Genomic DNA, 23,938 nt, shown 5'->3' with positions numbered 1-23,938 from the left:
CAATCCTCTGGTTACGCGTCCGGCAGGGCCTGGAATGGCGATTCTTTATCCGTACGCTCTTTTTTGCCCCAGGCGGCGATGCCGACCTTGAGCGCATAGAACAGGATGCTGAATACCACGAACAGGAACAGCGCGGTCAGCGTTGCGTTGGTGTAAGCGTTGAAGATCACGTGCTGCATCTGCTCGACGCTCTTGGCCGGTGCGATCACTTGCCCTGCGGCCAGTGCATCGCTGTACTTCTTGGCCAGCGACAGGAAGCCCACCGCCGGGTTGGCGTCGAACAGTTTGATGAAGCCGGCGGTCGTGGTGCAGATCAGCAGCCAGGCGGCTGGCAACAGAGTGACCCAGATGTAGCGCTGGCGCTTCATCTTGATCAGGACTACGGTGCCGAGCATCAGCGCGATACCGGCCAGCATCTGGTTGGAGATACCGAACAGCGGCCACAAGGTATTGATGCCACCCAGCGGATCGATCACGCCCTGATACAGCAACCAGCCCCACATCGCCACACAACCGGCAGTGGCGATCAGGTTGGCGGTCCAGGATTCGGTACGTTTCAGCGCCGGGACGAAGGAGCCGAGCAGATCCTGCAGCATGAAGCGCCCGGCACGGGTGCCGGCGTCCACAGCGGTCAGGATGAACAGCGCTTCGAACAGGATCGCGAAGTGGTACCAGAACGCCATGGTGTTTTCACCCGGCAGGACACTGTGCAGGATCTGCGCGATACCGACCGCCAGGGTCGGAGCACCACCGGCACGGGCCAGAATGGTGGTTTCGCCGATGTCATGGGCCACGGCCTGCAGCGCATCCGGGGTAATTGCAAAACCCCAGTTGCTGACAGCGGTCGCCACGGCCACCACATCACCGCCGACCACGGCAGCCGGGCTGTTCATGGCGAAGTACACGCCCGGCTCGATCACCGAAGCGGCAACCATGGCCATGATCGCCACGAACGATTCCATCAGCATGCCGCCGTAACCGATGTAGCGGGCATTGGTTTCGTTATCCAGCAGTTTCGGCGTGGTGCCGGACGAGATCAGTGCGTGGAAGCCCGATACCGCACCGCAGGCGATGGTGATGAACAGGAACGGGAACAGGCCGCCCTTCCATACCGGGCCGGTGCCGTCGACGAACTGGGTCAGCGCCGGCATTTTCAGCTCGGGCATGGTGACCAGAATGCCGATCGCCAGGGCGATGATGGTACCGATCTTCAGGAACGTGGACAGATAGTCGCGCGGGGCGAGAATCAGCCAGACCGGCAACACAGCGGCAACGAAGCCGTAACCGATCAGCATCCAGGTGATTTGCACGCCGGTGAAGCTGAAGGCCTTGGCCCACACCGGGTCAGCGGCAATCTGCCCGCCCAGCCAGATCGAACCGAGCAGCAGAATCACGCCGATCACCGAGATCTCGCCGATGCGGCCCGGGCGGATGTAGCGCATGTAGATGCCCATGAACATCGCAATCGGGATGGTCGCCATCACGGTGAAGATGCCCCACGGGCTCTCGGCCAGTGCCTTGACGACGATCAGCGCCAGCACCGCAAGGATGATGATCATGATCAGGAAGCAGCCGAACAGCGCGATGGTGCCGGGGATGCGGCCCATTTCTTCACGCACCATGTCGCCCAGGGATCGGCCGTTGCGACGGGTGGACATGAACAGGACCATGAAGTCCTGCACCGCGCCCGCCAGCACCACGCCGGCGATCAGCCACAGCGTGCCGGGCAGGTAACCCATCTGCGCCGCCAGTACCGGGCCGACCAGTGGTCCCGCGCCGGCGATGGCCGCGAAGTGGTGTCCGAAGAGAATGTGTTTGTTGGTCGGAACGTAGTCCAGACCGTCATTGTTGAGCACGGCGGGGGTGGCCCGGCGTGGATCGAGTTGCATCACATTGTTTGCGATGAACAGGCTGTAGTAACGGTACGCAACCAGATAAATGGCCACGGCGGCGACCACGATCCACAAGGCGTTGATCGCCTCGCCTCGGCGCAATGCCACTACGCCCAGGGCGCACGCTCCTACGATTGCCAGCACTAGCCAGGGTAAGTGGCGCAGCGGGCTATTATTATTTTTCATTTTATTATTCCAGCCAGGGTGGACAAGAAAGACAGCCACCTCGAGTTTAGCGCTGTTGGCGGCAAAGACCATACCCGACATTGGTCTGACGCCCTGCCCGACTGGCAGCGTTTGACGTGGCGGGTCTATAGTCAGCGTACCGTCAAGAGGATCGCGCCATGAGCGAGCACCCGTCCGAGCGTCGCCGCTTCAAACGTATCGCGTTCGATGCCAGAACCGAATTGAGCCAGGGCGAGTACATCTGGCCGGTGAAGCTGATCGACCTGTCGCTCAAGGGACTGCTGATCGAGCGGCCGGAGCCGTGGCTGGGGGATGAAACGCAGGACTTCAACGTCGACATTCACCTGAGCGACGACACCGACATCCAGATGGATGTGCAACTGGCACACGACGATCATGGCCAGTTGGGCTTCCAGTGCCGGCATATCAGCCTGGAATCGATCCAGCGCCTGCGACGCCTGATCGAACTCAACCTCGGGGATGAGGCCGAGCTCGAACGGGAGCTTGGCGCGTTGATGGAGCTCTGATCACTCGAAGAGTGAATCCAGCGCCTGCTCCAGACGCGTCACCGCAATGATCTGCAACCCTGCCGGAGCCTCCTTCGGCGCGTTGCCCTTGGGCACGATCGCGCGCTTGAAGCCATGCTTGGCGGCCTCCTTCAAACGCTCCTGACCGCTCGGCACCGGGCGCACTTCGCCGGACAGGCCGACTTCGCCGAACACCAACAAGTCATGAGGCAACGGCCGGTTGCGCAAGCTCGACATAACGGCAGCCATCAGCGCCAGGTCGGACGCGGTTTCCAGCACTTTCACTCCACCGACCACGTTGAGGAACACGTCCTGATCGTGGGTCGGAATGCCGCCATGGCGATGCAGCACCGCCAGCAACATCGCCAGACGGTTCTGATCCAGACCCAGCGTGACCCGACGCGGGTTGGCCAGGTGACTGTCATCCACCAACGCCTGGACTTCCACCAGCATCGGCCGGGTGCCCTCCCACGTTGCCATCACCACACTGCCCGGAACTTCTTCCTGAGCGCGGGTGAGAAAAATCGCCGAAGGGTTGGAGACTTCTTTCAGGCCCTTGTCGGTCATACCGAACACGCCCAGTTCGTTGACCGCGCCAAAGCGGTTTTTCACCGCCCGCAGCAGGCGCAACCGGCCATCGGACTCGCCTTCGAAATACAGCACGGTGTCAACCATGTGTTCCAGAACGCGCGGGCCGGCCAGTGCGCCTTCCTTGGTCACGTGGCCGACCAGGAAAATCGCCGTGCCGCTTTGCTTGGCGTAGCGCACCAGCAACGCCGCACTTTCGCGTACCTGAGACACGCCGCCCGGTGCCGATTGCAGTTGTTCGGTGAAGATCGTCTGGATCGAGTCGATCACCATCACCTTGGGTTTTTCCTGGCGGGCGGTGGCGATGATGGTTTCGATGCAGGTTTCGGTCATGACCCGCAGTTGATCCTGCGGCAGCCCAAGGCGACGTGCGCGCATGGCGACTTGCTGTTGGGATTCCTCACCGGTGACGTACAGCGCCGGCATGTTCTTGGCGAGGTTGCACAGGGTCTGCAGCAGAATCGTCGATTTGCCGATACCCGGATCACCGCCGATCAGCACCACCGAGCCGTCCACCAGACCACCGCCAAGTACTCGGTCCAGTTCGCCGGAGGCTGTGGAAAAACGCGGAATCTCTTCGATGCTGACTTCGGCCAGCGTCTTGATCTGGGCCTGTTGCCCGGCCCAGCCTGTGCGTCCGCTCGGGGCGGCGGCACCGCCGCTCTCGACCATGGTTTCGGTCAGGGTGTTCCAGGCGCCGCATTCGCCGCACTGCCCGGCCCACTTGGGAAAGGTTGCGCCGCACTCGGTGCAGCCGTACATGCGCTTGGCCTTGGCCATCTGAACCCCCGGCAAAAACCGCGATGATAACGCAGCCGTCACCAATCAGCGCGGCGCGCAGGTGCGGATTTCCCCGCTGGCCAGACGCGCGGCGCTGTTGTCGATCAAACCCCGGCGATTGCCGGAGATTGAAAGGATCGCTGTCAATCGACCAGTTTGGCCGCCAACGCCTTGACCCGATCCAGGTCACCTTTGGCCACTTTGGTCACACCGGCGCCGTACTCCGGATCGGCCTTGTAGAGGAAGGACAGCATGATGTGCTTGCTCTCGTCATCGGTGCTCGCCAGCGAACCACCGAAACTCTCGATCAGATCCTGGCGTTCCTTCTTGCTGAACGAGCGATACAGATCACCGGCCTGCTTGAAGTTCTGTTCGCGCTGGATCTTCGCCTGTTGCGTGCTGCCCTGCAGGGCGGTCTGGCTATAACGTGCACTTTGCGTCTCTTCACGCGGTTGCAGACGGCTTGGCTGATAGTTGACACCCGAATGGCTTGCGCCGGCATTCATCGCGCCGTCCTGATTGCCGTTGTTGACCGCCACTTTCGCAGCATTGATCGGCAATTGCAGGGCATTGGCGCCAAGGCGATACATCTGGGTGTCGGCATAGGCAAATATCCGGCCTTGCAACAGACGATCTTCAGATGGCTCGATTCCCGGCACGACATTCGAGGGTGCCATGGCCACTTGTTCGGTTTCCTGGAAGACGTTCGAAGGATTACGGTTCAAGACCATTTGTCCAACTTTTCGCTCCGGAATACCGGGCCAGATCTTGGTTGCATCAAGAGGATCGAAATCAAACTTGGACAAGTCTTGCGGTTTCAGAACCTGAATGTACAAGTCCCACTTCGGAAAGTTACCCTTTTCGATATTCGCCACCAAGTCATTTGTCATATGACTGTAGTCACGCCCCTGAACTTTCACGACTTGTTCAGGATCGAGATTCTTGATCCCCTGCAAACTTTTCCAGTGAAACTTGACGTAATGCACTTCCCCCTTGTCGTTGATCAACTTGTAGGCATGCACACTGTTGCCGTCCATTTCACGATAACTGGCCGGCGTCCCTGAGTTGGAATACAGCTCGGTCAATGTACGAGTGGCTTCAGGTACATGGGAGAAGAAGTCGAAGCGGCGGGAATCATCATCCAGATTGGTGCGCGGGTCTGGTTTGAAGGCATGCACCATGTCCGGAAACTTGATCGCATCGCGGATGAAGAATGTCGGGAAGTTGTTACCGACCAGATCCCAGTTACCGTCAGCGGTGTAGAACTTGGTCGCGAACCCTCGTGGGTCACGCAACGTTTCCGGAGAGTGGTTGCCGTGCACCACCGCCGAAAAACGCACAAACACCGGTGTGACCTGGCCGGCGGTAAACACCTTGGCCTTGCTCAGGTCGCTCAAGTCGTTAGTCGCGGTGAACGTGCCATGAGCACCGGTGCCCCGGGCATGCACCACGCGCTCGGGAATACGCTCGCGGTCGAAGCGCTGCAGCTTCTGGATCAGTTGCACGTCCTGCAACAGCACCGGGCCGTTGGCACCGGCGGTTTGTGAGTTCTGGTTATCGCCGACCACCGCTCCATTATCCCGGGTCAGGGGGGCGGCGTTCACGGAAAGGCTCAACAGGCTGGCGGCCAATACACCAACGGTGCGACGGGGAATAATCCCTGAACCAAGTGTGGAATTCATTTCAGGTTCCTCTGTTTTTTTGAGGCGCATCCAGGTGCGCCAGACAGAGGCTAAGAGCTCAGCCAGACAAACATAAATAGAAAGATCGTAACGCCATGATTGATTAATTTTCCTTCAAGATCAGTGGATTGCAGCGTATTTCGCGCGCGATTAGTGGCACTTTGCAAACTAATTGCGAATTGATGTGTCGATAAAAACGGGCTTTGTAAGAAGGTGTTGCGCGCAGGACGCGTTTTGCTGATTTACACTGCGTACACCAAACTCATCTGTAACAAGGAAATAACTATGGGCGTGCTCAGCGAGTTCAAGGCCTTCGCGGTCAAAGGCAATGTGGTCGACATGGCCGTCGGTATCATCATCGGTGCGGCCTTCGGCAAAATCGTTTCGTCGTTTGTCGGTGATGTGATCATGCCGCCAATCGGTCTGCTGATCGGCGGGGTGGACTTCAGTGACCTGGCGATAACCCTGAAAGCCGCCGAGGGCAGCGCCCCTGCGGTCGTGATGGCTTACGGCAAGTTCATCCAGAGCATTCTGGACTTCATCATCGTCGCCTTCGCGATTTTCATGGGCGTCAAAGCCATCAACCGCCTGAAACGCGAAGAAGCCGTCGCTCCGACCTTGCCGCCGGTGCCGACCAAGGAAGAAGAACTGCTGGGTGAGATCCGCGATCTGCTCAAAGCCCAAAACAACCGGCCTTGAAGACTGAAACGGCGCCTGAGGGCGCCGTTTCCTTACCAGTAGTTTTCCACCGCCACCTGCCCTGGCCGCCGCGTCAGGCTGAGGCTCATGCCCCGCTCTTTGAGCAGCGCCCGGGTGTCATCGATCATCTGCGGATTGCCGCAGAGCATGACCCGCGAATGGGCTGGATCCAGCGCCACACCTGCCGCCTGCTCCAGCTCGCCGTTTTCGATAAGGGTGGTGATGCGCCCATTCAGGGCACCGGCATGCGGCTCGCGCGTCACCACGGGGATGAACTGGAACTTGTGAGCGTACTCGGCCAGGTAGTCACGCTGCATGAGTTCGGCGATCAGCTGTTGATAAGCCAGTTCCCGCGCCTCCCGCACGCTATAGACGAGGATGATCCGTTCGAATTTCTCCCACACTTCAAAGTCCTGCAGGATCGACAGAAACGGCGCCACCCCGGTGCCTGTGGATAACAGCCAGAGATCCCGGCCATCAACGAACCGGTCTAGGGTCAGATAGCCGAAGGCCTGGCGATCCACCAGCAATGAATCGCCCGCCTTGAGCCGGCTTAATTCACTCGTGAACTCCCCGCCGGGCACCACGATGGAAAAGAACTCGAGGAACTCATCGAACGGCGAAGACACCATGGAATAGGCCCGCCATACCGTAGTGCCGTCATCCTTGGTCACTCCGAGCCTGGCAAACTGTCCGGCGCGAAAGCGAAAGCCAGCGTCTCGGCTCGTACGCAACGTGAACAGGCTCGGGGTCAGCGGCTTTACATCAAGCAAGATCTGGCGACTGAATTTTTCTGCGCTGGCGGTCATCGATAACTCCCTCGGCTATGGCCATAGTGTCACGCACAGGCGCTCAATAAAAAACCTACGATTTGTAGTGGAATAAAAGATGTTTCATGTCCTGATGAGAAAGTTATGCAAATAGGTACTAGCGAATTGACACTTCCCAGACATCAAATGACGGAGTCAATCCAATAAACATTTGCGGCTAATCACAAACGACTAACTTCCTCCTATCTAAGAGCAAAAAATTCCAAACACTTGTATAGGAAACGTCCTACACTCGATTTCGTGCATGACTCTTGGATCCAAGATCGCACCCCTGCGGAAAATCTCGGAGAATCTTCAAATGGAAATTTGGAAGGAGTCGCAGATAAAGCAGCTGACATTCGCCACGAGAGTCGACACTGCTTACCCGATTCTGCTGACATTTGCCAAAAACATAGGCTTCCAGTTCTGCGGTATCTCAGTCACGTCGCCTGATCGGAACACACTGCCAAAGCCCTTGCGCATCAACAACTATCCTCAATCCTGGAATAAGCAATATGAAGAAGAAAAACACTACGAATTTGATCCGGTAGTAGCACACTGCAGTCGTTCAATGCTGCCCATTACATGGAGCAAAGAACTATTCTCAAAAACACCAGAGTTGTGGGAGTCGTTAAAAGAACAGGGACTGGAACACGGCTGGTCGCAATCCTTTCATCACGAAGAAAGCGGTCTGTGCAGCATTCTCAGCCTGGCCCGGCCTCACTGTCCGATCACGTCGATCGAGTTGTACGAACATTTTGGCTATATGTTCTACGTCACCAGTCATCTGAGCGAGTTGTTCGCCCGTACGCTTCCTTCCCGACCTGAGAAAGCCAAGCCGCCTCGCCTGTCTACGCGGGAGGTGGAAGTGCTCAAGCTCTGCGCTTCCGGCAAGACCGCCTATGAAACCGCGAGGATCCTGAGCCTGAGTGAGCGCACCGTGAACTATCACGTGCAAAACGTGATCGTGAAAATGAACGTCTGTAACAAGATCTCTGCAGTCATCGCTGCCGCGAAGGCAGGAATCATCTAGTCGACGGCACCGAAAACAAGCAAGTAAAGCAGCCGAAAAAAAAGTACCATTTGCGACCTTCCTGAGTGATGACGCGTCTCTTCGCGCCGCTGTCCACTCGGACGGTTCCGCCGCACGATACCCTGGGCCGCGGGACACCCGTCGATTACCCAGAGTCCCCGCCCCATGCCTTTGCTCGATACGCACTTCGCCCAGCTTGATCTGATCCGCCAGCCCGAACAGCAGAACGAACCGCTGCAAGCCTTCGATGCGGCTGACGAATACCTGCTCAATCATCTGGCTGAACAGAATCTGCCGGTCGAGACACGGGTTCTGGTACTCAACGACAGTTTCGGCGCGCTGGCCATCAGCCTCTCGGGCAAAGTCCAGGTCAGCACCAGCGGCGACTCGTTCCTGGCGTTTCAAGGCCTGGAAAAAAACCTGTTGCGCAATGGGCAGGCGTTCGATGCTCTGCACGGCATTCCCGCCAGTGTGCCGTTGACCGGGCCATTCGATCGGGTGCTGATCCGTGTACCGAAAACCCTCGCGCTGCTGGAAGAGCAATTGATTCGCCTGCAAGGTCAACTGGCACCCGGCGCGCAGGTGGTAGCCGCAGCAATGGTCAAACACTTGCCCCGTGCTGCCGGTGATCTGCTGGAGCGCTACATCGGCCCGGTTCAGGCTTCGCTGGCGGTGAAGAAGGCGCGCTTGCTGATCGCAACGCCCGAGGCCAAGGCATCGGCTGTCTCGCCTTATCCGACCCGTTATCGCCTCGACGAACCGGCCATCGAACTGCTCAATCACGCTAATGTGTTCTGTCGCGAAGGGCTGGATATCGGGACTCGCGCCTTTCTCCCTCACCTGCCGAAAAACCTCGGCTCGGCTCGTGTCGCGGATCTTGGCTGCGGCAACGGCGTACTGGCCATCGCCAGCGCCCTGCAAAACCCTGATGCGCATTACACGCTGGTGGACGAATCGTTCATGGCCGTGCAATCCGCCGCCGAAAACTGGCGCGCGGCGTTGGGTGAACGTGAAGTGATCGTGCGCGCCGGCGACGGTCTGGCCGGGCAGGAAGCGCAATCGCTGGACGTGGTGCTGTGCAACCCGCCGTTCCACCAGCAACAGGTGGTCGGCGATTTTCTCGCCTGGCGCATGTTCCAGCAGGCGCGCGAAGCGCTGGTCGTCGGCGGTGCGCTGTACATCGTCGGCAACCGTCACCTGGGTTATCACAGCAAACTGGCGCGGCTGTTCCGGGGCGTCGAGCAAGTCGCGGCCACGCCGAAGTTCGTGATCCTCAAGGCGCGTAAATAATCCGGGCAAAAAAAACCCTCCGGTCGGAGGGTCAAAAATCCGTGCCTCAAGGCGACGGGATGGGAAGTTTCAGTGTGTAGTCAGGCCTGCGGCGTTCATGAACATGCGCATCAGGCTGGCGACGATGAACAATGCACCGACGCTGCCGACCCAGATCATGGCCAACCAGCCAAGCCGCTGCCACAGCGGCTTTTTTTCGGCTTCTTCAATGTCGTGCAGGGAATGTTTGCCGGTCATGCTTGCATCCTCCGGTTGAGGGAGATGGCGCCGCTGTCGGCGCCATCGTGATCACCCCTAGTGATAGCCGTCTTCATGGGTGACCTTGCCGCGGAACACGTAATAGCTCCAGAAGGTGTAACCCAGGATGAACGGGATGATGAACAGCGTGCCGACCAGCATGAAGCCCTGGCTTTGCGGCGGTGCGGCGGCGTCCCAGATCGAGATCGACGGCGGCACGATGTTCGGCCACAGGCTGATACCCAGACCGCTGTAGCCGAGGAAGATCAGCACCAGGGTCAGCAGGAACGGCATGTAGTTGGCATTGCGCGCCACCGCGCGGATCAGACCGTACATCGTCACCAGCACCAGAATCGGCACCGGCATGAACCAGAACAGGTTCGGCATGCTGAACCAGCGCGTCGCGATTTCCGGGTGGGCCAGCGGCGTCCACAGACTGACGATGCCGATCACCGCCAACAGCACGAAGGCCAGAGGGCGCGCCAGGTCATGCATCTGCTCCTGCAGCTTGCCTTCGGTCTTCATGATCAGCCAGGTGCAGCCGAGCAAGGCATACGCCACCACCAACGCGGCACCGCAGAACAGCGTGAATGGCGTCAGCCAGTCCAGTGAACCGCCGGCGTATTGCCGGTTGACCACGGGCAAGCCGTCGATGAACGCGCCAAGCGCCACGCCCTGGAAGAACGTTGCCGCCACCGAACCACCGATGAAGGCCTTGTCCCACAAGTGACGCTTGGCATCCTTGGCCTTGAAGCGGAACTCGAACGCCACGCCACGGAAGATCAGCCCGATCAGCATGAAAATCAGCGGCAAATATAGCGCCGACAACACCACCGAATAGGCCAGCGGGAACGCACCGAACAACGCTGCACCGCCCAGTACCAGCCAGGTTTCATTGCCGTCCCATACCGGGGCGACGGTGTTCATCATCACATCGCGGTCGGTCTTGCCGGGGATGAACGGGAAGAGAATCCCGATGCCCAGATCGAAGCCGTCCATGACCACGTACATCATGATCCCGAAGATGATGATCACGGCCCAGATCAGCGGAAGATCAATACCCATGATTCAAATCTCCTTGGTCAGGCTGCGGTCGTGTTCAGCGCCATCGTCGTCGGCAGCGGACAACGGACGGGCCGGTGTGCGTTTCTGGCCTGGGCCACCATCGTTGGTTTCCTTGCCTTCGTCGGTCTTCGGCCCTTTGCGCACCAGGCGCATCATGTAGCCCAGACCCGCACCGAACAGCGCGAAATACACCACTACGAACATGATCAGCGTGATGCTCATCTGCATGAAGCTGTGATTTGACGACGCATCCGCCGTGCGCATCAGCCCGTAGACCACCCACGGCTGACGACCGATTTCAGTGGTGAACCAGCCCGCCAGAATCGCGATCAGACCGGATGGCCCCATCCACAACGCCAGGTACAGGAACGGCCGCGACGTGTAGAGCGTGTCGCGCTTGCGCAGCCACAGGCTCCAGAGGCCGGTGAAGATCATCAGGAAGCCGAGGCCGACCATGATCCGGAACGACCAGAACACGATGGTCGAGTTGGGCCGGTCTTCAGGCGGGAATTCCTTGAGTGCCGGGACTTGCTTGTCCAGCGAGTGGGTCAGGATCAGGCTGCCGAGGTACGGGATCTCGACGGCATATTTGGTTTTCTCTTCTTTCATGTCCGGCCAGCCGAACAGGATCAGCGGCGTCGCTTCGTTGCCGACGTTTTCCCAGTGACCTTCGATCGCGGCGATTTTCGCCGGCTGATGCTTGAGGGTGTTGAGGCCGTGGAAGTCGCCGATGACCGCCTGGATCGGCGCAACGATCAACGCCATCCACATCGCCATCGACAGCATGGTGCGGATCGCCGGGTTATCCTTGCCGCGCAGCAGATGCCAGGCCGCCGACGAGCCGACGAAGAATGCGGTCGCTACAAACGCCGCGGTCGCCATATGCATCAGGCGATAGGGGAACGAAGGGTTGAACACGATTGCCAGCCAGTCGGTCGGGATCACCTGACCGTTGACGATCTCGAAGCCCTGCGGCGTTTGCATCCAGCTGTTGGACGCGAGAATCCAGAAGGTCGAAATCAGCGTGCCGATGGCAACCATCACCGTGGCGAAGAAGTGCAGTTTGCGTCCGACCTTGTTCCAGCCGAACAGCATCACTCCGAGGAAGCCGGCTTCGAGGAAGAACGCCGTGAGCACCTCGTAGGTCAGCAAAGGTCCGGTGACGGAACCGGCGAAGTCCGAGAAACGGCTCCAGTTGGTGCCGAACTGGTAGGCCATGACCAGCCCCGAAACCACGCCCATGCCGAAGTTGACGGCAAAGATCTTCGACCAGAAATGGTAGAGATCGCGGTAGGTGTCGTTGCCGGTTTTCAGCCACAGGCCTTCCAGCACCGCGAGATAGCTCGCAAGACCGATGGTGATTGCCGGGAACAGGATGTGGAACGAGATGGTGAACGCGAACTGGATTCGGGCGAGATCTAGTGCCTCTAAACCGAACATAAGCTTTCCTCTATCAGATAACGGTTCCAAGGCTGGCGGCCTTGAACCACTGCCCCCACGGGTATGGAGTGCGGCGAACTCGGATTCGTTCTTCTTTTTACAGGCATCGCGACGCAGGGAGTCTGCCGACGGGTCCGGGATCGGTTCCGCGAAGGGTCTTGATCTGGATCAATCAACGTAGAAAGAGTAGTCCCATTTCCGACGGGGAACCGCGTGGTCTTTTGCCGCGTGACAAGTTGCCTCACAGATCTGGCAACGCTCTGAAATACATCCCTGGCCGTGATCGCTGTACGGACGCGGAAAATCGATGTCTGGCTAACTAAATTTTTCGTCATGGCAACTTCCTGTTACAGACTGGTGATAATCTCGCGATTCCCCTCGATCAAGACCGGCCCGCAGATGCCCAGCCAAGAGCCCTTGCTGTTACGCCACCATCGTCCTTTCCTCGCGTTCTGGTTTGCCCGGATCTTCACCGCCAGCGGCTTCCAGATGCTCACCGTGGCCATCGGCTGGAACCTCTATCAACTGACCGGCAACGTGCTCGATCTTGGCCTGGTCGGTTTGGTGGAATTCGCCCCACGGGTGCTGTTCATGCTGCACACCGGCCACGTTGCCGATCGTTACGACCGGCGCAAGGTCGCAGCCATCTGTCAGTCGTTGCAGGCGTTGATCGCTCTGGCACTGGCCATCGGCAGTGCTACCGACCATGTCACCCGGGAAATGATCTTTATCCTGGCTTTCCTGCTCGGCGCCGCGCGCTCGTTCGAGATGCCAACGACCCAGGCCCTGTTGCCAAGTATCGTGCCCAGCGCATTGTTCCCACGGGCGGTCGCCGCCGCGCAGTCGGCGCAGCAATCGGCAACCATTGTCGCCCCGGCACTTGGCGGTCTGCTTTATGCCTTCGGCAGCGTGTGGGTTTATGGCCCGACGGTCATTCTGTATGTCATCGCCTGCACCTTGATGCTCAATCTGCCGGCCCGGCAAACGCCGCTGAACAAAGGCAAGGCGACGCTGGACTCATTGCTGGCGGGGATTCGATTTATCCGCAGCCGTCCGGACATCCTCGGGGCGATCTCGCTGGACCTGTTCGCCGTGCTGCTCGGCGGCGCCACGGCCTTGTTGCCGGTGTTCGCCAAGGACATCCTGCTGACCGGTCCGTGGGGCCTCGGCTTGCTGCGTTCGGCGCCGGCGGTGGGGGCGTTGATGATGTCGCTGTTCCTGGCGCGCTTCGCCGTCGAACGTAACGTCGGCCGGGTGATGTTCACTGCCGTCGGCGTATTCGGCGTAGCCACCATTGCGTTCGGTCTGTCGACGTCGTTCTGGTTCTCTCTGGCGGTGCTGGTGGTACTCGGCGCGGCGGACATGATCAGCATGGTGATCCGCGCCTCGTTCGTGCAACTGGAAACCCCGGACGAAATGCGCGGCCGGGTCAGCGCAGTGAACGGCCTGTTCATCGGCGCCTCGAACCAGTTGGGCGAATTCGAATCCGGCCTCACCGCCCACTGGTTCGGCACCGTGCCAGCCGTGGTGATGGGCGGGATCGGTACGCTGGTGGTGACCGGAACCTGGATCAAACTGTTCCCGACCCTGGCCAACCGCGACCGGATGCATGTGCCGGTGGAAGAGGTGAAGGCCTGACGCTCTCAGGCCAGCAACTCCCCCGCTACCTTCGATCTGGCGGTCTTGCCCGCCAATTGCTCGACCAGCGTCAGGGCAAATGCCAGCGCGGCGCCGGAACCCTGGGCGGTGATGCAATTGCCGTCGACCACCACCGGTTGATCGACAAACGTGCAACCCGAGAGGTTATGGCTGGTGGTGGGCAAACAGGTCATGCGTCTCTGGCGCAGGACGCCGAAACTTTGCAGCGCGACCGCCGGGGCTTCGCCGATGGCGGCGAACAGGCGTCCGGCGCTGGCCTGGTCCTTGAGCAATTGTTGCAGAGGTTGATGGGCCGCCAGATGTTGTGCGCCGACCGCGCCGCCGGGCAGGACGATCAGGTCGAAGGTCTGGGCCAGCACATCAATGAGCATGCCGTCGGCGGTCAGTCGAGTGCCCCGGGCGCAGGTCAGCATGCGCCGGCCTTCGATGCTGGCCGCCATCACTTCGATACCGGCCCGGCGCAGCACGTCGATCAAGGTCACGCTTTGCAGATCATCGATGCCCTCGGCGAGGGTAATCAGGGCTCTAAAGGTCATGGGCGCCATCCGCTGGGTGATCTTCAAAGCGTAGTCAGCTTTGCCCTGCCCTGTTCACGGCAGCCGTTACTTGATGTAAAGCTGGGTCGACATCGTGTTGCGCGGGGCGTTGATCGAGGTGTTGCTGAACGTGAAAGTACCCTCCTGCCGACCGGCCAGATCGAAGGTATAGAGAGAGCCGACCGTTTTGCTGCCGGGCGTGCACTCGGTCAGATTACCGTTATCAAAGGCGCACACAGGGCTTCGCGTGCCGTTTACTTCAAAGCCGTCCATTGCCGCCTGGGGCTGGCTCTGGCCGTAGCCGATTTCCAGCACATAGACCTTGATGCCCGGGCCGCTGTGATCGCAACGGGTCTGCACCTGACCATCGGTAATGTCTTCGAGCCCGCAGGACGGCGACTGCACCTTGATGACTTTCACTTCGCTCAGTGGCGCCGCCGACGCCGCGAGCGCTGCGGGAGCCCCGGCCAGCATCAGTGCGATCAACCCGCAGGCCTTCATCCAAAGCTTGTTCATGCGATCCATTCCCCAAAAATCAGCGCGCAGTATGGCCGGTTTGGCCGCGACACAAAACTTCGCCGACGATCGATACCAACATCCGCCATATTCCTCACGCTGCTGGTATGATGCGCGGCTTTTTCCGGCCCACCACAATTTTCCAGGCGCTTGCGACGGTCTGTGCTTTGCTGTTGAGGTCGATACATTCACGGCGCCACGCGCGCCACGGGGAGCAGACATGCTGGAAAGGCTGTTTCAACTCAAGGCACACAACACCAACGTGCGGACCGAGATTCTGGCGGGCGTCACGACCTTCCTGGCCATGGCCTACATTCTGTTCGTCAACCCGAGCATCCTCGGCGAGACCGGCATGGACAAGGGCGCGGTGTTCGTCGCCACGTGTCTGGCAGCCGCCATCGGCTCCACGGTCATGGGCCTGATCGCCAACTACCCGATCGCCCTTGCGCCGGGCATGGGTCTGAACGCCTTCTTCACCTACACCGTCGTGCTGCACATGGGCCATACCTGGCAAGTGGCGCTGGGTGCGGTATTCATCTCGGCCGTGTGCTTCTTCCTGCTGTCGATCTTCCGCATCCGTGAATGGATCATCAACAGCATCCCGCTGCCGCTGCGTTCGGCGATTGCCGCCGGCATCGGCTTGTTCCTGGCGCTGATCGCCCTGCATAACGCCGGTATCGTGGTAAGTAATCAGGCGACCATGGTCGGCCTCGGTGACCTGAAACAACCGGCTCCGATCCTCGCCACCCTCGGTTTCGCCCTGATCGTTGCCCTTGAAGCCCTGAAAGTGCGCGGTGCGGTGCTGATCGGCATTCTCGCGGTGACCATCGTCTCGATCGTGATGGGGTTCACCCCGTTCGGCGGCGTGACGTCGATGCCACCTTCGCTGGCCCCGACCTTCCTGCAACTGGACATCAAGGGCGCACTGGACATCGGTCTGGTCAGCGTGATTTTCGCCTTCCTGTTCGTCGACCTGTTCGACAACTCCGGCACCCTGATCGGCGTCGCCAAGCGCGCCGGCCTGATGGGCAAGGACGGCCACATGCCGAAAATGGGCCGTGCGCTGATCGCCGACAGCACGGCGGCAATGGCCGGCTCGCTGCTGGGCACCTCGACCACCACCAGCTACATCGAATCTGCTGCAGGCGTGAGCGCCGGCGGCCGCACCGGCCTGACCGCCATCGTCGTGGCGATCCTGTTCCTGCTGGCGCTGTTCTTCTCGCCATTGGCTGCCAGCGTACCGGCGTTCGCCACCGCGCCAGCGCTGCTGTTCGTCGCCGTGCTGATGACTTCGGGCCTGGCGGAAATAGACTGGGAAGACATCACCGTCGCCGCACCGGTCGTGGTCACCGCCCTGGCGATGCCATTCACCTACTCCATCGCCAACGGCATCGCCTTCGGCTTCATCGCCTGGACTGCGATCAAACTGCTGTCCGGCCGCGCCCGTGAGCTGAACCCGGCGCTGGTGATCCTGTCGATTCTGTTCGTGATCAAGCTGGGTTGGTTCAACGCATGACTTTTGATTCCCAGGCCTACGCCGCACAACTCGAAGACAAGGTCACACGCCTGCGTGACCTGCTGGCCCCGTTCGATGCGCCGGAGCCAACGGTGTTCGACTCGCCGCTGCAGAACTTCCGCCTGCGCGCCGAATTCCGCCTTTGGCGCGAGGGGGGTGAGCGGCACTACGCGATGTTTTCCCAGGACGACAAGCGCACGCCGATCCTGATCGAGGAGTTTCCGATCGCCAGCCTGCGCATCAACCAGTTGATGCCGCAATTGAAGGCGGCCTGGCAGGCCAGCGCGGCGCTGAGCCACAAGTTGTTTCAGGTGGAGTTTCTGACCACCCTGGCCGGCGACGCGATGATCACCCTGTGCTATCACCGTCCTCTGGACGAACACTGGCACGCGGCGGCCACCAAGCTGTCGGCGGACCTGGGCGTCAGCATCATCGGTCGCTCCAAGGGCAAGCGCGAAGTGCTTGGCCTCGATTACGTGGTCGAGAAACTGGAAGTCGGCGGTCGTACCTTCAGCTATCGCCAGCCGGAAGGCGCGTTCACTCAGCCCAACGGCACCGTGAACCAGAAGATGCTCAACTGGGCATACGAAGCACTGGGCGATCGCAGCGACGATCTGCTGGAGCTGTACTGCGGCAACGGCAACTTCACCCTGCCGCTGGCGACTCGTGTGCGCAAAGTGCTAGCCACGGAAATCAGCAAGACCTCGGTCAACGCTGCGTTGAGCAACCTGGCCGAAAACGCTGTGGATAACGTCACCCTGGTGCGCCTGTCCGCCGAAGAGCTGACCGAAGCCCTGAACGAAGTTCGCCCGTTCCGTCGCCTGCACGGCATCGACCTGAAAAGCTACGAGTTCGGCAGCGTGTTCGTCGACCCACCTCGGGCCGGCATGGACCCGGACACCTGCGAACTGACCCGTCGCTTCGACAACATTCTGTACATCTCCTGCAACCCGGAGACCCTGGCGGCCAACATCGCCCAACTGCACGACACGCACCGCATCACCCGCTGCGCGTTGTTCGACCAATTCCCGTGGACCCACCACATGGAATCCGGCGTGCTGTTGACCCGGCGTTGATCGCCGGTGCCAGATACAAGAAAGCCGTCCTGACCGACGGCTTTTTTGTGCCCGTTCATGACACAGGATCGACTTTGCGCGGGCGCCCGCCCTTCCTGCCGTTGGCCCGTGCAGCTTCAGCTTTCGCGGTGCTGCTCTGGCGGCCATTGCGGGAAGCGATCACCGAGGCCGCCATCGCCATCAATGGCTGACTGGCCGAGATCATGCCGGCGATGGAAACCTGCAGATCCTTGCCGTCGTGGCATAGCGCGGTGCCGGCAAATCCGACGTTCAACCCGTTGAAGTCTTCCGGTTCGAAATCATCGAATTCGCGGTAAAGATTCACCGGCAGCAGCACGCCGCTGTCGTCCTCGAAGTGAATCACCAGACACGGTTTCTGAAAGGCCACCGACACGGCTTGCAGGCTGCTGCGACGCCGCACGCCGCCACGGTCGACTGCCTCGTCCAGACGTTTTTCCGTGACGGGGCGATCCGCGTGCAGCGTGGCTTTGACTGTTTTCATAATTCTATTTCCACTCCTTCGTGGGCACCGACCAGGGCCAACAGGGTTTTGTTGACCTCCGGCTCGTAATACGCCGATCCAATCCTGAAGCTTGTGCTGGCGACCTCCCGCAGTACCGCCACCTGGTTCGACTGCCCGTCCCACCATTGATTGTCGAGACAGGCGGTTCGCAACCGGGTCCACCAGATCCAGCGGGCCCGCCGCAGATGATCGGTTTCACGCAACGACTGGCGCACCCCTTCAAGCAGGCTGACCGGCGGTCGATGCGACAGCGGCACCACATCCCACAGTTCAACGCCGTTATGCCAGAAACTGAATTTGAAGCGGGCGCTCCAGGCGCCAGCATCCACATGTGCGTGGGGCGGACAATGTTCGTCACGCAACATGATCACCACAGAAAGCCCTTTGTAACTGCATACCTTCATGCTAACCCATCCGTTAGGTTTAAAAGTTTCAACATTTGCCATTCCCTGGCAAATCTGACCATCGGCGCCGACGCCCACTGTGGTCGTTACCTTTCGAGCCTAGTGCGGGAGCCGCAAAAGCCCCGCGCAAAATGGTAAGCAGTTCTTTCGCAGCGGCCGTGCATTTGCTACATACGAAGACTCATTCCCCGGTGTAATCAATCATGCAGCGACACTTCGACGACCTTCAGCTGGGCAGCATCGAGTTGTTTTGTCTGGCGGCCGAGTGCGGCAGTTTCACCGGTGCGGCGCAGGCGGCTTCGGTGACGCCGGCGGCGGTGAGTCGCTCGGTTTCGCGCATGGAGGAACGCCTGGGTGTGCGGTTGTTCGCGCGCACTACCCGCAGTGTGAAACTGACCGACAGCGGCCGGCGCTATTACGAAGAATGTCGTCAGGCGCTGGCGCAACTGATGGAGGCGCAACGGGAAGTCATGGGCCAGCAGCAGGAACCGTCTGGCACCCTGCGCATCAGTATTCCTACAACTTACGCCCATCACCGGATCCTGCCGCTGCTGCCGGCCTTTCGCGCGCGCTTTCCGCAAGTGAAGGTCGAGATGCACATCAGCAATCGCAACATCGACTTCGTCGGCGAAGGTTACGACATGGCGATCCGCGTGCGGGCAATTCCCGATTCCGGCCTGATCGCCCGACACCTGGAAGATGCGGCGCTGGTGATGGTCGCGAGCCCCGATTACCTGAAGCGCGCCGGCACGCCACAGACCATCGAAGACCTCGAACAGCACGAGTGCATTCAGTACGAGTTGCCCAGCAGCGGGCGGCGGATTACCTGGCTGTTTTACGAAGAGGACGCGCCACGGGAAATCCTCGCCGAGGGCAATTTCTGTTGCTCCGATGACGTGCTCGGTGGCGTGACCCTGGCCAGGCACGGCGCCGGGCTGTTCCAGACCTATCGCTTCATCGTCGAAAAAGAACTGGCCGACGGTTCGCTGGTGGAAGTGCTCAAACCCTACAGTGGACGCTCGCGACCGTTCACCTTGCTGTACCCGCAGAATCGCCACATGCCACTGCGCGTCAGGGCTTTCATCGATTTTCTGGTGGAGCAATTGCCGCATTAATGTCCGATTACCGAACACAAAACGGAGCAGCGACCGTTGATCAATTGATTAAAGTAACCAGCTAGTACAATTTAACTCCACAGGTCGAAACCCTCGGCCCAAGCCAAAAACAATAAGTGGAGTTTGCCCCCATGCCCCCGATCGTTCTGGTGCTCAACGGCCCGAACCTGAACCTGCTCGGCACCCGTGAACCGGCGACCTACGGTCACGAAACCCTGGCCGACATCTCTGCCCTGTGCGGGCGCGCCGCCGAAGAATTCGGCCTTGCCGTAGAGTTTCGCCAGACCAACCACGAAGGCGAATTGCTCGACTGGATTCACGGCGCCCGCCAGCGCTGCGCCGGGATCGTGATCAACCCGGCTGCCTGGACACACACCTCGGTAGCGATCCGCGATGCCCTGGTCGCCAGTGAATTACCGGTGATCGAAGTGCACCTGTCCAACGTCCACGCGCGCGAGCCGTTTCGTCATCACTCGTTCGTCTCGGCCATCGCCACGGCCGTGATGTGCGGCTTCGGCAGCCACGGTTATCGCCTGGCCCTGGAACATTTCAGCCAGCGGCTGAAGGGGTGATCCGCATGAATCGCAACAACGTGATACTCGCCGGGCTGATCGGCGCCGGCATCCAGGCCTCCCGCACCCCGGCACTGCATGAACACGAAGGTGACGAACAGGGCCTGCGCTACCTGTACCGTTTGATCGATCTCGATCAACTGCAACTGGACAGCAATGCCCTGCCCGACCTGCTGCTGGCCGCCGAGCGGATGAATTACACCGGACTGAACATCACCTTCCCGTGCAAGCAGGCAATCATTCCGTTGCTCGATGAACTGTCACCGGAGGCCCGAGGCATCGGCGCCGTGAACACGGTGGTGCTGAAGGACGGCAAACGCGTCGGCCACAACACCGACTGCCTGGGTTTCGCCGAAGGTTTTCGTCGCGGCCTGCCAGACGTCGCCCGCGAGCGCGTAGTCCAGATGGGCGCCGGTGGCGCAGGCGCGGCAGTGGCCCACGCCTTGCTGAGCGAAGGCGTACAGCAACTGAGCATTTTTGATGTGGATTTCGAACGGGCCGAAAGCCTGGCCAACAACCTCAACCAGCATTTCGGCACTGGTCGGGCCGTGGCCGGACACGATCTGGCCAGCACACTGAGCCACGCTGACGGGCTGGTAAACACCACGCCGATGGGCATGGCCAAACTGCCGGGCATGCCCGTGCCGGCAGCATTGCTGCGGGCGGAGCTGTGGGTGGCGGAGATCGTGTATTTCCCGCTGGAAACCGAACTGCTGCGCAACGCCCGCGCCCTGGGTTGCCGAACCCTGGATGGCGGCAACATGGCGGTGTTTCAGGCGGTGAAGGCGTTTGAACTGTTCAGCGGCGTGGCGCCGGATGCGCAACGAATGCTGGCGCACTTTCAAAGCATGAAAGGATAAAACCGTGAGGGGGCGACGCCCCCTCGATACCGGTCAGGCCTGCAGGTAGCGCAGCACCGACTCGCAAATCATCTCGCGATGACGCTGTTTGATGGTTTCGTCCGGCAGGTCGATCTGAAAGATCTCACCAAAGGTGTGGCGGTTCGATACGCGATAAAAGCAGAACGAACTGATCAGCAGATGCACATCCAGCGCGTCGAGCCCGGCCCGGAACAGGCCTTCAGCGGCACCCCGCGCCAGGATCTCGCCCAGCGAATCAAGAATCGTATTGTTCATCGCCTTGATCGCATCGGAACGCTTCACGTATTCAGCGTTGTGGATGTTTTCGATGCAGACGATGCGCACGAAATCGACGTTGCGGTCGTGGTGATCGAAGGTGAACTCCACCAGACGGCGGATCGCCTCCACTGGCGGCAGCTCGGCCAGGTGCAGGCGGTTTTCGGTGCTGCGGATATCGCCGTAGAGCTTCTCCAGCACCTCGACGTACAACTGCTCCTTGCTGCCGAAGTAGTAATAGATCATGCGCTTGGAGGTGTGGATACGCTCGGCGATCGCATCGACGCGGGCGCCAGACAGGCCCTGCTGGACGAACTCGACGATCGCTTCCTGCAGGATGTTCTCGCGGGTTTTTTCCGGGTTGTTCTTGCGACTCTTGCGCGGCTCTACCGCTGATGAAACGGGGGCTGCGGAAAGTTCTGAAGTCATTGTCATTGCGGGCTCACGGCCATCACTGCACAGGCTGGCGATTATGGGCCGCGCGGCACAGTGAAGGAAGCCGCGAGGCCCGTGTTTAATCCCGCGTTTACGAATTTCCTACAACTTCGCCTGGCGAACAGCGCCACTGCGTGCTTTGGCCATCGCCGCCAGTCGCACCGCGACGTTGGCCGCGCCGTAACCGGCGTAACCGTTCTTGCGCTGAATGATCTCGAAGAAGAAGCGTCCTTCGAACGGCTCGGTGTAGACATGGAACAACTCACCGCCCTGAGCATCGCGGTCGTAAAGCACGTTGTAGTACGCCAGCTCGCTGAGGAACTCGTCATCGAAATCGAAACGCGCCGCGAGGTCATCGTAATAGTTGAGCGGAATATCCAGCAGCGGCACGCCCGCCTCTTTCGCACAACTGACCTGAGCAAAGATGTCGTCGCAGTCGAACGCGATGTGATGCACCCCGGAGCCGCGATAACTCGACAGCGCGTGTGAGATCGCGGTATTGCGGTTCTCGGAAATGTTCAGCGGCAGACGGATCGAACTGTCGCGACTGCGCAGCGCGCGACTCTTCACCAGACCATACGGATCGGGCAGTACCACTTCGTCGTCGGCCTCGAAATCCAGCAGACTCTTGTAGAACAGCACCCAACTGTCGAGGCTGTCCGCCGGCAGCGCCATGGCCATGTGATCGATGCGCTTGAGCCCGCCACTTGCCACCGCGCCCGGCAGCAGATTGAAGTCGGTGCCGTAGACATCCGCCTCTTCATCCACCAGATAAATCAGGCTGCCATCCGGTGCCCGCACCGCTGCCAGCTCCAGCTCATTGGGGCCGACCAGTCCGCGATACGGCTGACCTTTATAGGCAACGGCGCGGGCCAGCGCACTGGCGCTGTCCTTGACCCGCACGGCTGTGGCGCATAACGACGGGCCGTGTGCCTCGAAAAAGCTGTGACCGAACGAATAGGGTTCGGAGTTGAGGATCAGGTTGATATCGCCCTGCCGCAGCAGGCTGACGCTCTTGGAACGATGCTGTCCAGCCTTGACGAACCCCAGCCGCTCCAGCCAGTTCGACAGCTTGGCGCCGAGGGCTTCGTCGACGGCGAACTCCAGAAACTCGATGCCGTTGTACTCGCTGGCCTTCGGCGTTTCGAAGAGGATTTCGCGGTTATCCACAGGGCGGATTTCCTGCTCCAGACGCTGGCGGGTTTTCTCCTCCAGATACAACAGCGAACGCAAACCGTCGGCGGCATTGGCCCGAGGCGGCGCGGCACGGAAGCCGTCGTTGAAGATTTCCAGCGACAGCGGCCCGGTGTATCCGCTCTGGATGATCGGCGCGAGGAAACCCGGCAAATCGAATTCGCCCTGTCCCGGGAAGCAGCGGAAATGCCGGCTCCACTCCAGCACGTCCATGGCCAGGATCGGCGCATCGGCCATTTGCACGAAGAAAATCTTGTCGCCGGGAATCTCGGCAATCGCCCGTGGATCGCCCTTGAGCGACAAGGTGTGGAAGCTGTCGAGCAACACGCCGAGAGCCGGGTGATCGGCCTGACGCACGATGTCCCAGACCTGTTGATAAGTATTGACGTGACGGCCCCAGGCCAGCGCTTCATAACCGATGCGCAAGCCTCGGGCACCGGCGTGCTCGGCCAGCAGACGCAGGTCGTCGATCAGGATTTGCTGATCGCCAACGCTGTCGGGAGAAGCATTGCTGCAGACCAGCACCAGGTCGGTGCCCAGTTCCTGCATCAGATCGAACTTGCGTTCGGCCCGCTCCAGATTGCGCTCCAGCCGATCGCGGCGGCAGCCTTCGAAATCGCGAAACGGCTGAAACAGAGTGATGGCAATTCCGAGGTCGGCGCACATCTGCCGGATTTCCCGAGGGCTGCCGTCGTAATACAGAAGGTCGTTCTCGAAAATCTCCACCCCGTCGAACCCGGCGGCGGCAATGGCTTCGAGTTTTTCCGGCAGGGTTCCGCTCAAGGAAACGGTGGCAATGGATCGCTGCATGTTTCAACTCCCGGTGGAGACGTCGGCTACGGTGATTGCGCCGCTTTTATAAGGTGAGCGAATTATTGGTCCCGGTTTTTCTTTGAGCAATTTAAACTGTACTACCCGGTTAGTTTTGCGTGCGATTATCGAACACAATGCCGGTTTGGCGAATTGACGATTTTTCGCCCACTGCCCAACATCCCTTTCACCTTGAGTCCGGATCTGAACCACCGGTC

23 protein-coding genes are annotated in these 23,938 nt (G+C 60.1%); 10 read left to right on the top strand and 13 right to left on the bottom strand.

What is annotated here, in order from left to right:
• Positions 1 to 11 precede the first annotated feature (11 nt).
• A complete protein-coding gene (locus OQ248_RS14780) occupies positions 12 to 2,078 on the bottom strand; it encodes a carbon starvation CstA family protein (protein ID WP_119430129.1) in 2,067 nt (688 codons plus the stop codon).
• A gap of 158 nt (positions 2,079 to 2,236) precedes the next feature.
• On the opposite strand from OQ248_RS14780, the gene OQ248_RS14775 reads away from it, so the two are divergent.
• Complete coding sequence (locus OQ248_RS14775; RefSeq protein WP_085712214.1) at positions 2,237 to 2,605, top strand: PilZ domain-containing protein; 369 nt, start codon at positions 2,237 to 2,239, stop codon at positions 2,603 to 2,605.
• Here the strand turns inward: OQ248_RS14775 and radA are convergent, their stop codons facing one another.
• Positions 2,606 to 3,973, bottom strand: a complete 1,368-nt coding sequence (gene radA, locus OQ248_RS14770) for a DNA repair protein RadA (RefSeq protein ID WP_085689697.1) — start codon at positions 3,971 to 3,973, stop codon at positions 2,606 to 2,608.
• 143 nt (positions 3,974 to 4,116) lie between these two features.
• Positions 4,117 to 5,655, bottom strand: coding sequence for a catalase KatB (katB, locus tag OQ248_RS14765; protein WP_265813184.1), 1,539 nt, complete (start codon positions 5,653 to 5,655; stop codon positions 4,117 to 4,119).
• Positions 5,656 to 5,940: 285 nt separating this feature from the next.
• Here katB and mscL point away from each other — a divergent pair, with 285 nt between their 5' ends.
• Positions 5,941 to 6,354 carry a large-conductance mechanosensitive channel protein MscL gene (gene mscL, locus OQ248_RS14760; RefSeq protein WP_085712217.1) on the top strand — a complete coding sequence of 138 codons (414 nt, stop codon included), beginning with the start codon at positions 5,941 to 5,943 and terminating at the stop codon, positions 6,352 to 6,354.
• Between the two features lie 32 nt (positions 6,355 to 6,386).
• Here the strand turns inward: mscL and OQ248_RS14755 are convergent, their stop codons facing one another.
• The gene (locus OQ248_RS14755) at positions 6,387 to 7,163 is read right to left on the bottom strand and encodes a ferredoxin--NADP reductase (RefSeq protein WP_265813183.1); all 777 of its coding nucleotides are present in this window, start codon (positions 7,161 to 7,163) and stop codon (positions 6,387 to 6,389) included.
• A gap of 319 nt (positions 7,164 to 7,482) precedes the next feature.
• Here OQ248_RS14755 and OQ248_RS14750 point away from each other — a divergent pair, with 319 nt between their 5' ends.
• Positions 7,483 to 8,196 (top strand): autoinducer binding domain-containing protein, encoded by a 714-nt coding sequence (locus OQ248_RS14750; protein ID WP_265813182.1) that lies wholly within the window; start codon positions 7,483 to 7,485, stop codon positions 8,194 to 8,196.
• Positions 8,197 to 8,361: 165 nt separating this feature from the next.
• A complete protein-coding gene (locus OQ248_RS14745; RefSeq protein WP_265813181.1) occupies positions 8,362 to 9,486 on the top strand; it encodes a class I SAM-dependent methyltransferase in 1,125 nt (374 codons plus the stop codon).
• Positions 9,487 to 9,555: 69 nt separating this feature from the next.
• Here OQ248_RS14745 and OQ248_RS14740 read toward each other — a convergent pair whose 3' ends face one another.
• The 3 genes from OQ248_RS14740 to OQ248_RS14730 are packed head-to-tail and all read right to left on the bottom strand — an operon-like array spanning position 9,556 to position 12,228.
• On the bottom strand, positions 9,556 to 9,723 hold the full coding sequence (locus OQ248_RS14740) for a DUF2474 domain-containing protein (RefSeq protein WP_007950992.1): 168 nt from the start codon (positions 9,721 to 9,723) through the stop codon (positions 9,556 to 9,558).
• A 57-nt stretch (positions 9,724 to 9,780) separates the two neighbouring features.
• Positions 9,781 to 10,788 (bottom strand): cytochrome d ubiquinol oxidase subunit II, encoded by a 1,008-nt coding sequence (cydB, locus tag OQ248_RS14735; RefSeq protein WP_085712221.1) that lies wholly within the window; start codon positions 10,786 to 10,788, stop codon positions 9,781 to 9,783.
• 3 nt (positions 10,789 to 10,791) lie between these two features.
• Positions 10,792 to 12,228: a cytochrome ubiquinol oxidase subunit I gene (locus tag OQ248_RS14730; protein ID WP_085712222.1), complete on the bottom strand. Its 1,437-nt coding sequence runs from the start codon at positions 12,226 to 12,228 to the stop codon at positions 10,792 to 10,794.
• A 399-nt stretch (positions 12,229 to 12,627) separates the two neighbouring features.
• Here OQ248_RS14730 and OQ248_RS14725 point away from each other — a divergent pair, with 399 nt between their 5' ends.
• On the top strand, positions 12,628 to 13,866 hold the full coding sequence (locus OQ248_RS14725; RefSeq protein ID WP_045121629.1) for an MFS transporter: 1,239 nt from the start codon (positions 12,628 to 12,630) through the stop codon (positions 13,864 to 13,866).
• Between the two features lie 5 nt (positions 13,867 to 13,871).
• Here the strand turns inward: OQ248_RS14725 and OQ248_RS14720 are convergent, their stop codons facing one another.
• Positions 13,872 to 14,423, bottom strand: coding sequence for a DJ-1 family glyoxalase III (locus OQ248_RS14720; RefSeq protein WP_265813180.1), 552 nt, complete (start codon positions 14,421 to 14,423; stop codon positions 13,872 to 13,874).
• 66 nt (positions 14,424 to 14,489) lie between these two features.
• Positions 14,490 to 14,939 carry a DUF4879 domain-containing protein gene (locus OQ248_RS14715; protein ID WP_265813179.1) on the bottom strand — a complete coding sequence of 150 codons (450 nt, stop codon included), beginning with the start codon at positions 14,937 to 14,939 and terminating at the stop codon, positions 14,490 to 14,492.
• Positions 14,940 to 15,159: 220 nt separating this feature from the next.
• Between OQ248_RS14715 and OQ248_RS14710 the strand changes: the two genes are divergently transcribed.
• Together OQ248_RS14710 and trmA are read left to right on the top strand one after the other, a co-directional pair.
• The gene (locus OQ248_RS14710) at positions 15,160 to 16,455 is read left to right on the top strand and encodes an NCS2 family permease (protein ID WP_007950999.1); all 1,296 of its coding nucleotides are present in this window, start codon (positions 15,160 to 15,162) and stop codon (positions 16,453 to 16,455) included.
• Complete coding sequence (gene trmA / locus OQ248_RS14705; RefSeq protein WP_085712227.1) at positions 16,452 to 17,531, top strand: tRNA (uridine(54)-C5)-methyltransferase TrmA; 1,080 nt, start codon at positions 16,452 to 16,454, stop codon at positions 17,529 to 17,531. Before OQ248_RS14710 ends, trmA begins: the two co-directional genes overlap by 4 nt.
• Positions 17,532 to 17,586: 55 nt before the next feature.
• Here the strand turns inward: trmA and OQ248_RS14700 are convergent, their stop codons facing one another.
• The gene (locus tag OQ248_RS14700; protein ID WP_119430118.1) at positions 17,587 to 18,033 is read right to left on the bottom strand and encodes a hypothetical protein; all 447 of its coding nucleotides are present in this window, start codon (positions 18,031 to 18,033) and stop codon (positions 17,587 to 17,589) included.
• Complete coding sequence (locus tag OQ248_RS14695) at positions 18,030 to 18,458, bottom strand: DUF4160 domain-containing protein (protein ID WP_265813178.1); 429 nt, start codon at positions 18,456 to 18,458, stop codon at positions 18,030 to 18,032. Before OQ248_RS14695 ends, OQ248_RS14700 begins: the two co-directional genes overlap by 4 nt.
• A gap of 203 nt (positions 18,459 to 18,661) precedes the next feature.
• Here OQ248_RS14695 and OQ248_RS14690 point away from each other — a divergent pair, with 203 nt between their 5' ends.
• The 3 genes from OQ248_RS14690 to OQ248_RS14680 all read left to right on the top strand — a co-directional run bounded on the left by OQ248_RS14690 (position 18,662) and on the right by OQ248_RS14680 (position 21,005).
• The gene (locus tag OQ248_RS14690) at positions 18,662 to 19,573 is read left to right on the top strand and encodes a LysR family transcriptional regulator (protein WP_265813177.1); all 912 of its coding nucleotides are present in this window, start codon (positions 18,662 to 18,664) and stop codon (positions 19,571 to 19,573) included.
• A gap of 131 nt (positions 19,574 to 19,704) precedes the next feature.
• Positions 19,705 to 20,145 (top strand): type II 3-dehydroquinate dehydratase, encoded by a 441-nt coding sequence (gene aroQ / locus OQ248_RS14685; protein WP_011336043.1) that lies wholly within the window; start codon positions 19,705 to 19,707, stop codon positions 20,143 to 20,145.
• A gap of 5 nt (positions 20,146 to 20,150) precedes the next feature.
• Positions 20,151 to 21,005 (top strand): shikimate dehydrogenase, encoded by an 855-nt coding sequence (locus OQ248_RS14680; protein WP_265813176.1) that lies wholly within the window; start codon positions 20,151 to 20,153, stop codon positions 21,003 to 21,005.
• Positions 21,006 to 21,038: 33 nt separating this feature from the next.
• On the opposite strand, the gene OQ248_RS14675 is transcribed toward OQ248_RS14680, so the two are convergent.
• Both OQ248_RS14675 and quiC read right to left on the bottom strand, forming a co-directional pair.
• Positions 21,039 to 21,716: a TetR family transcriptional regulator gene (locus OQ248_RS14675; protein ID WP_114885674.1), complete on the bottom strand. Its 678-nt coding sequence runs from the start codon at positions 21,714 to 21,716 to the stop codon at positions 21,039 to 21,041.
• Between the two features lie 102 nt (positions 21,717 to 21,818).
• Entirely contained in the window at positions 21,819 to 23,720 is a 1,902-nt protein-coding gene (quiC, locus tag OQ248_RS14670) for a 3-dehydroshikimate dehydratase QuiC (protein ID WP_265813175.1), read from the bottom strand.
• Positions 23,721 to 23,938 lie beyond the last annotated feature (218 nt).

The organism is Pseudomonas sp. COW5 (assembly GCF_026240005.1).
GTDB classification, from domain to species: Bacteria; Pseudomonadota; Gammaproteobacteria; order Pseudomonadales; family Pseudomonadaceae; genus Aquipseudomonas; species Aquipseudomonas kribbensis.
The sequence above is the reverse complement of the archived record's forward strand: the minus strand, read 5'-3'. Positions and strand labels throughout refer to the sequence as shown.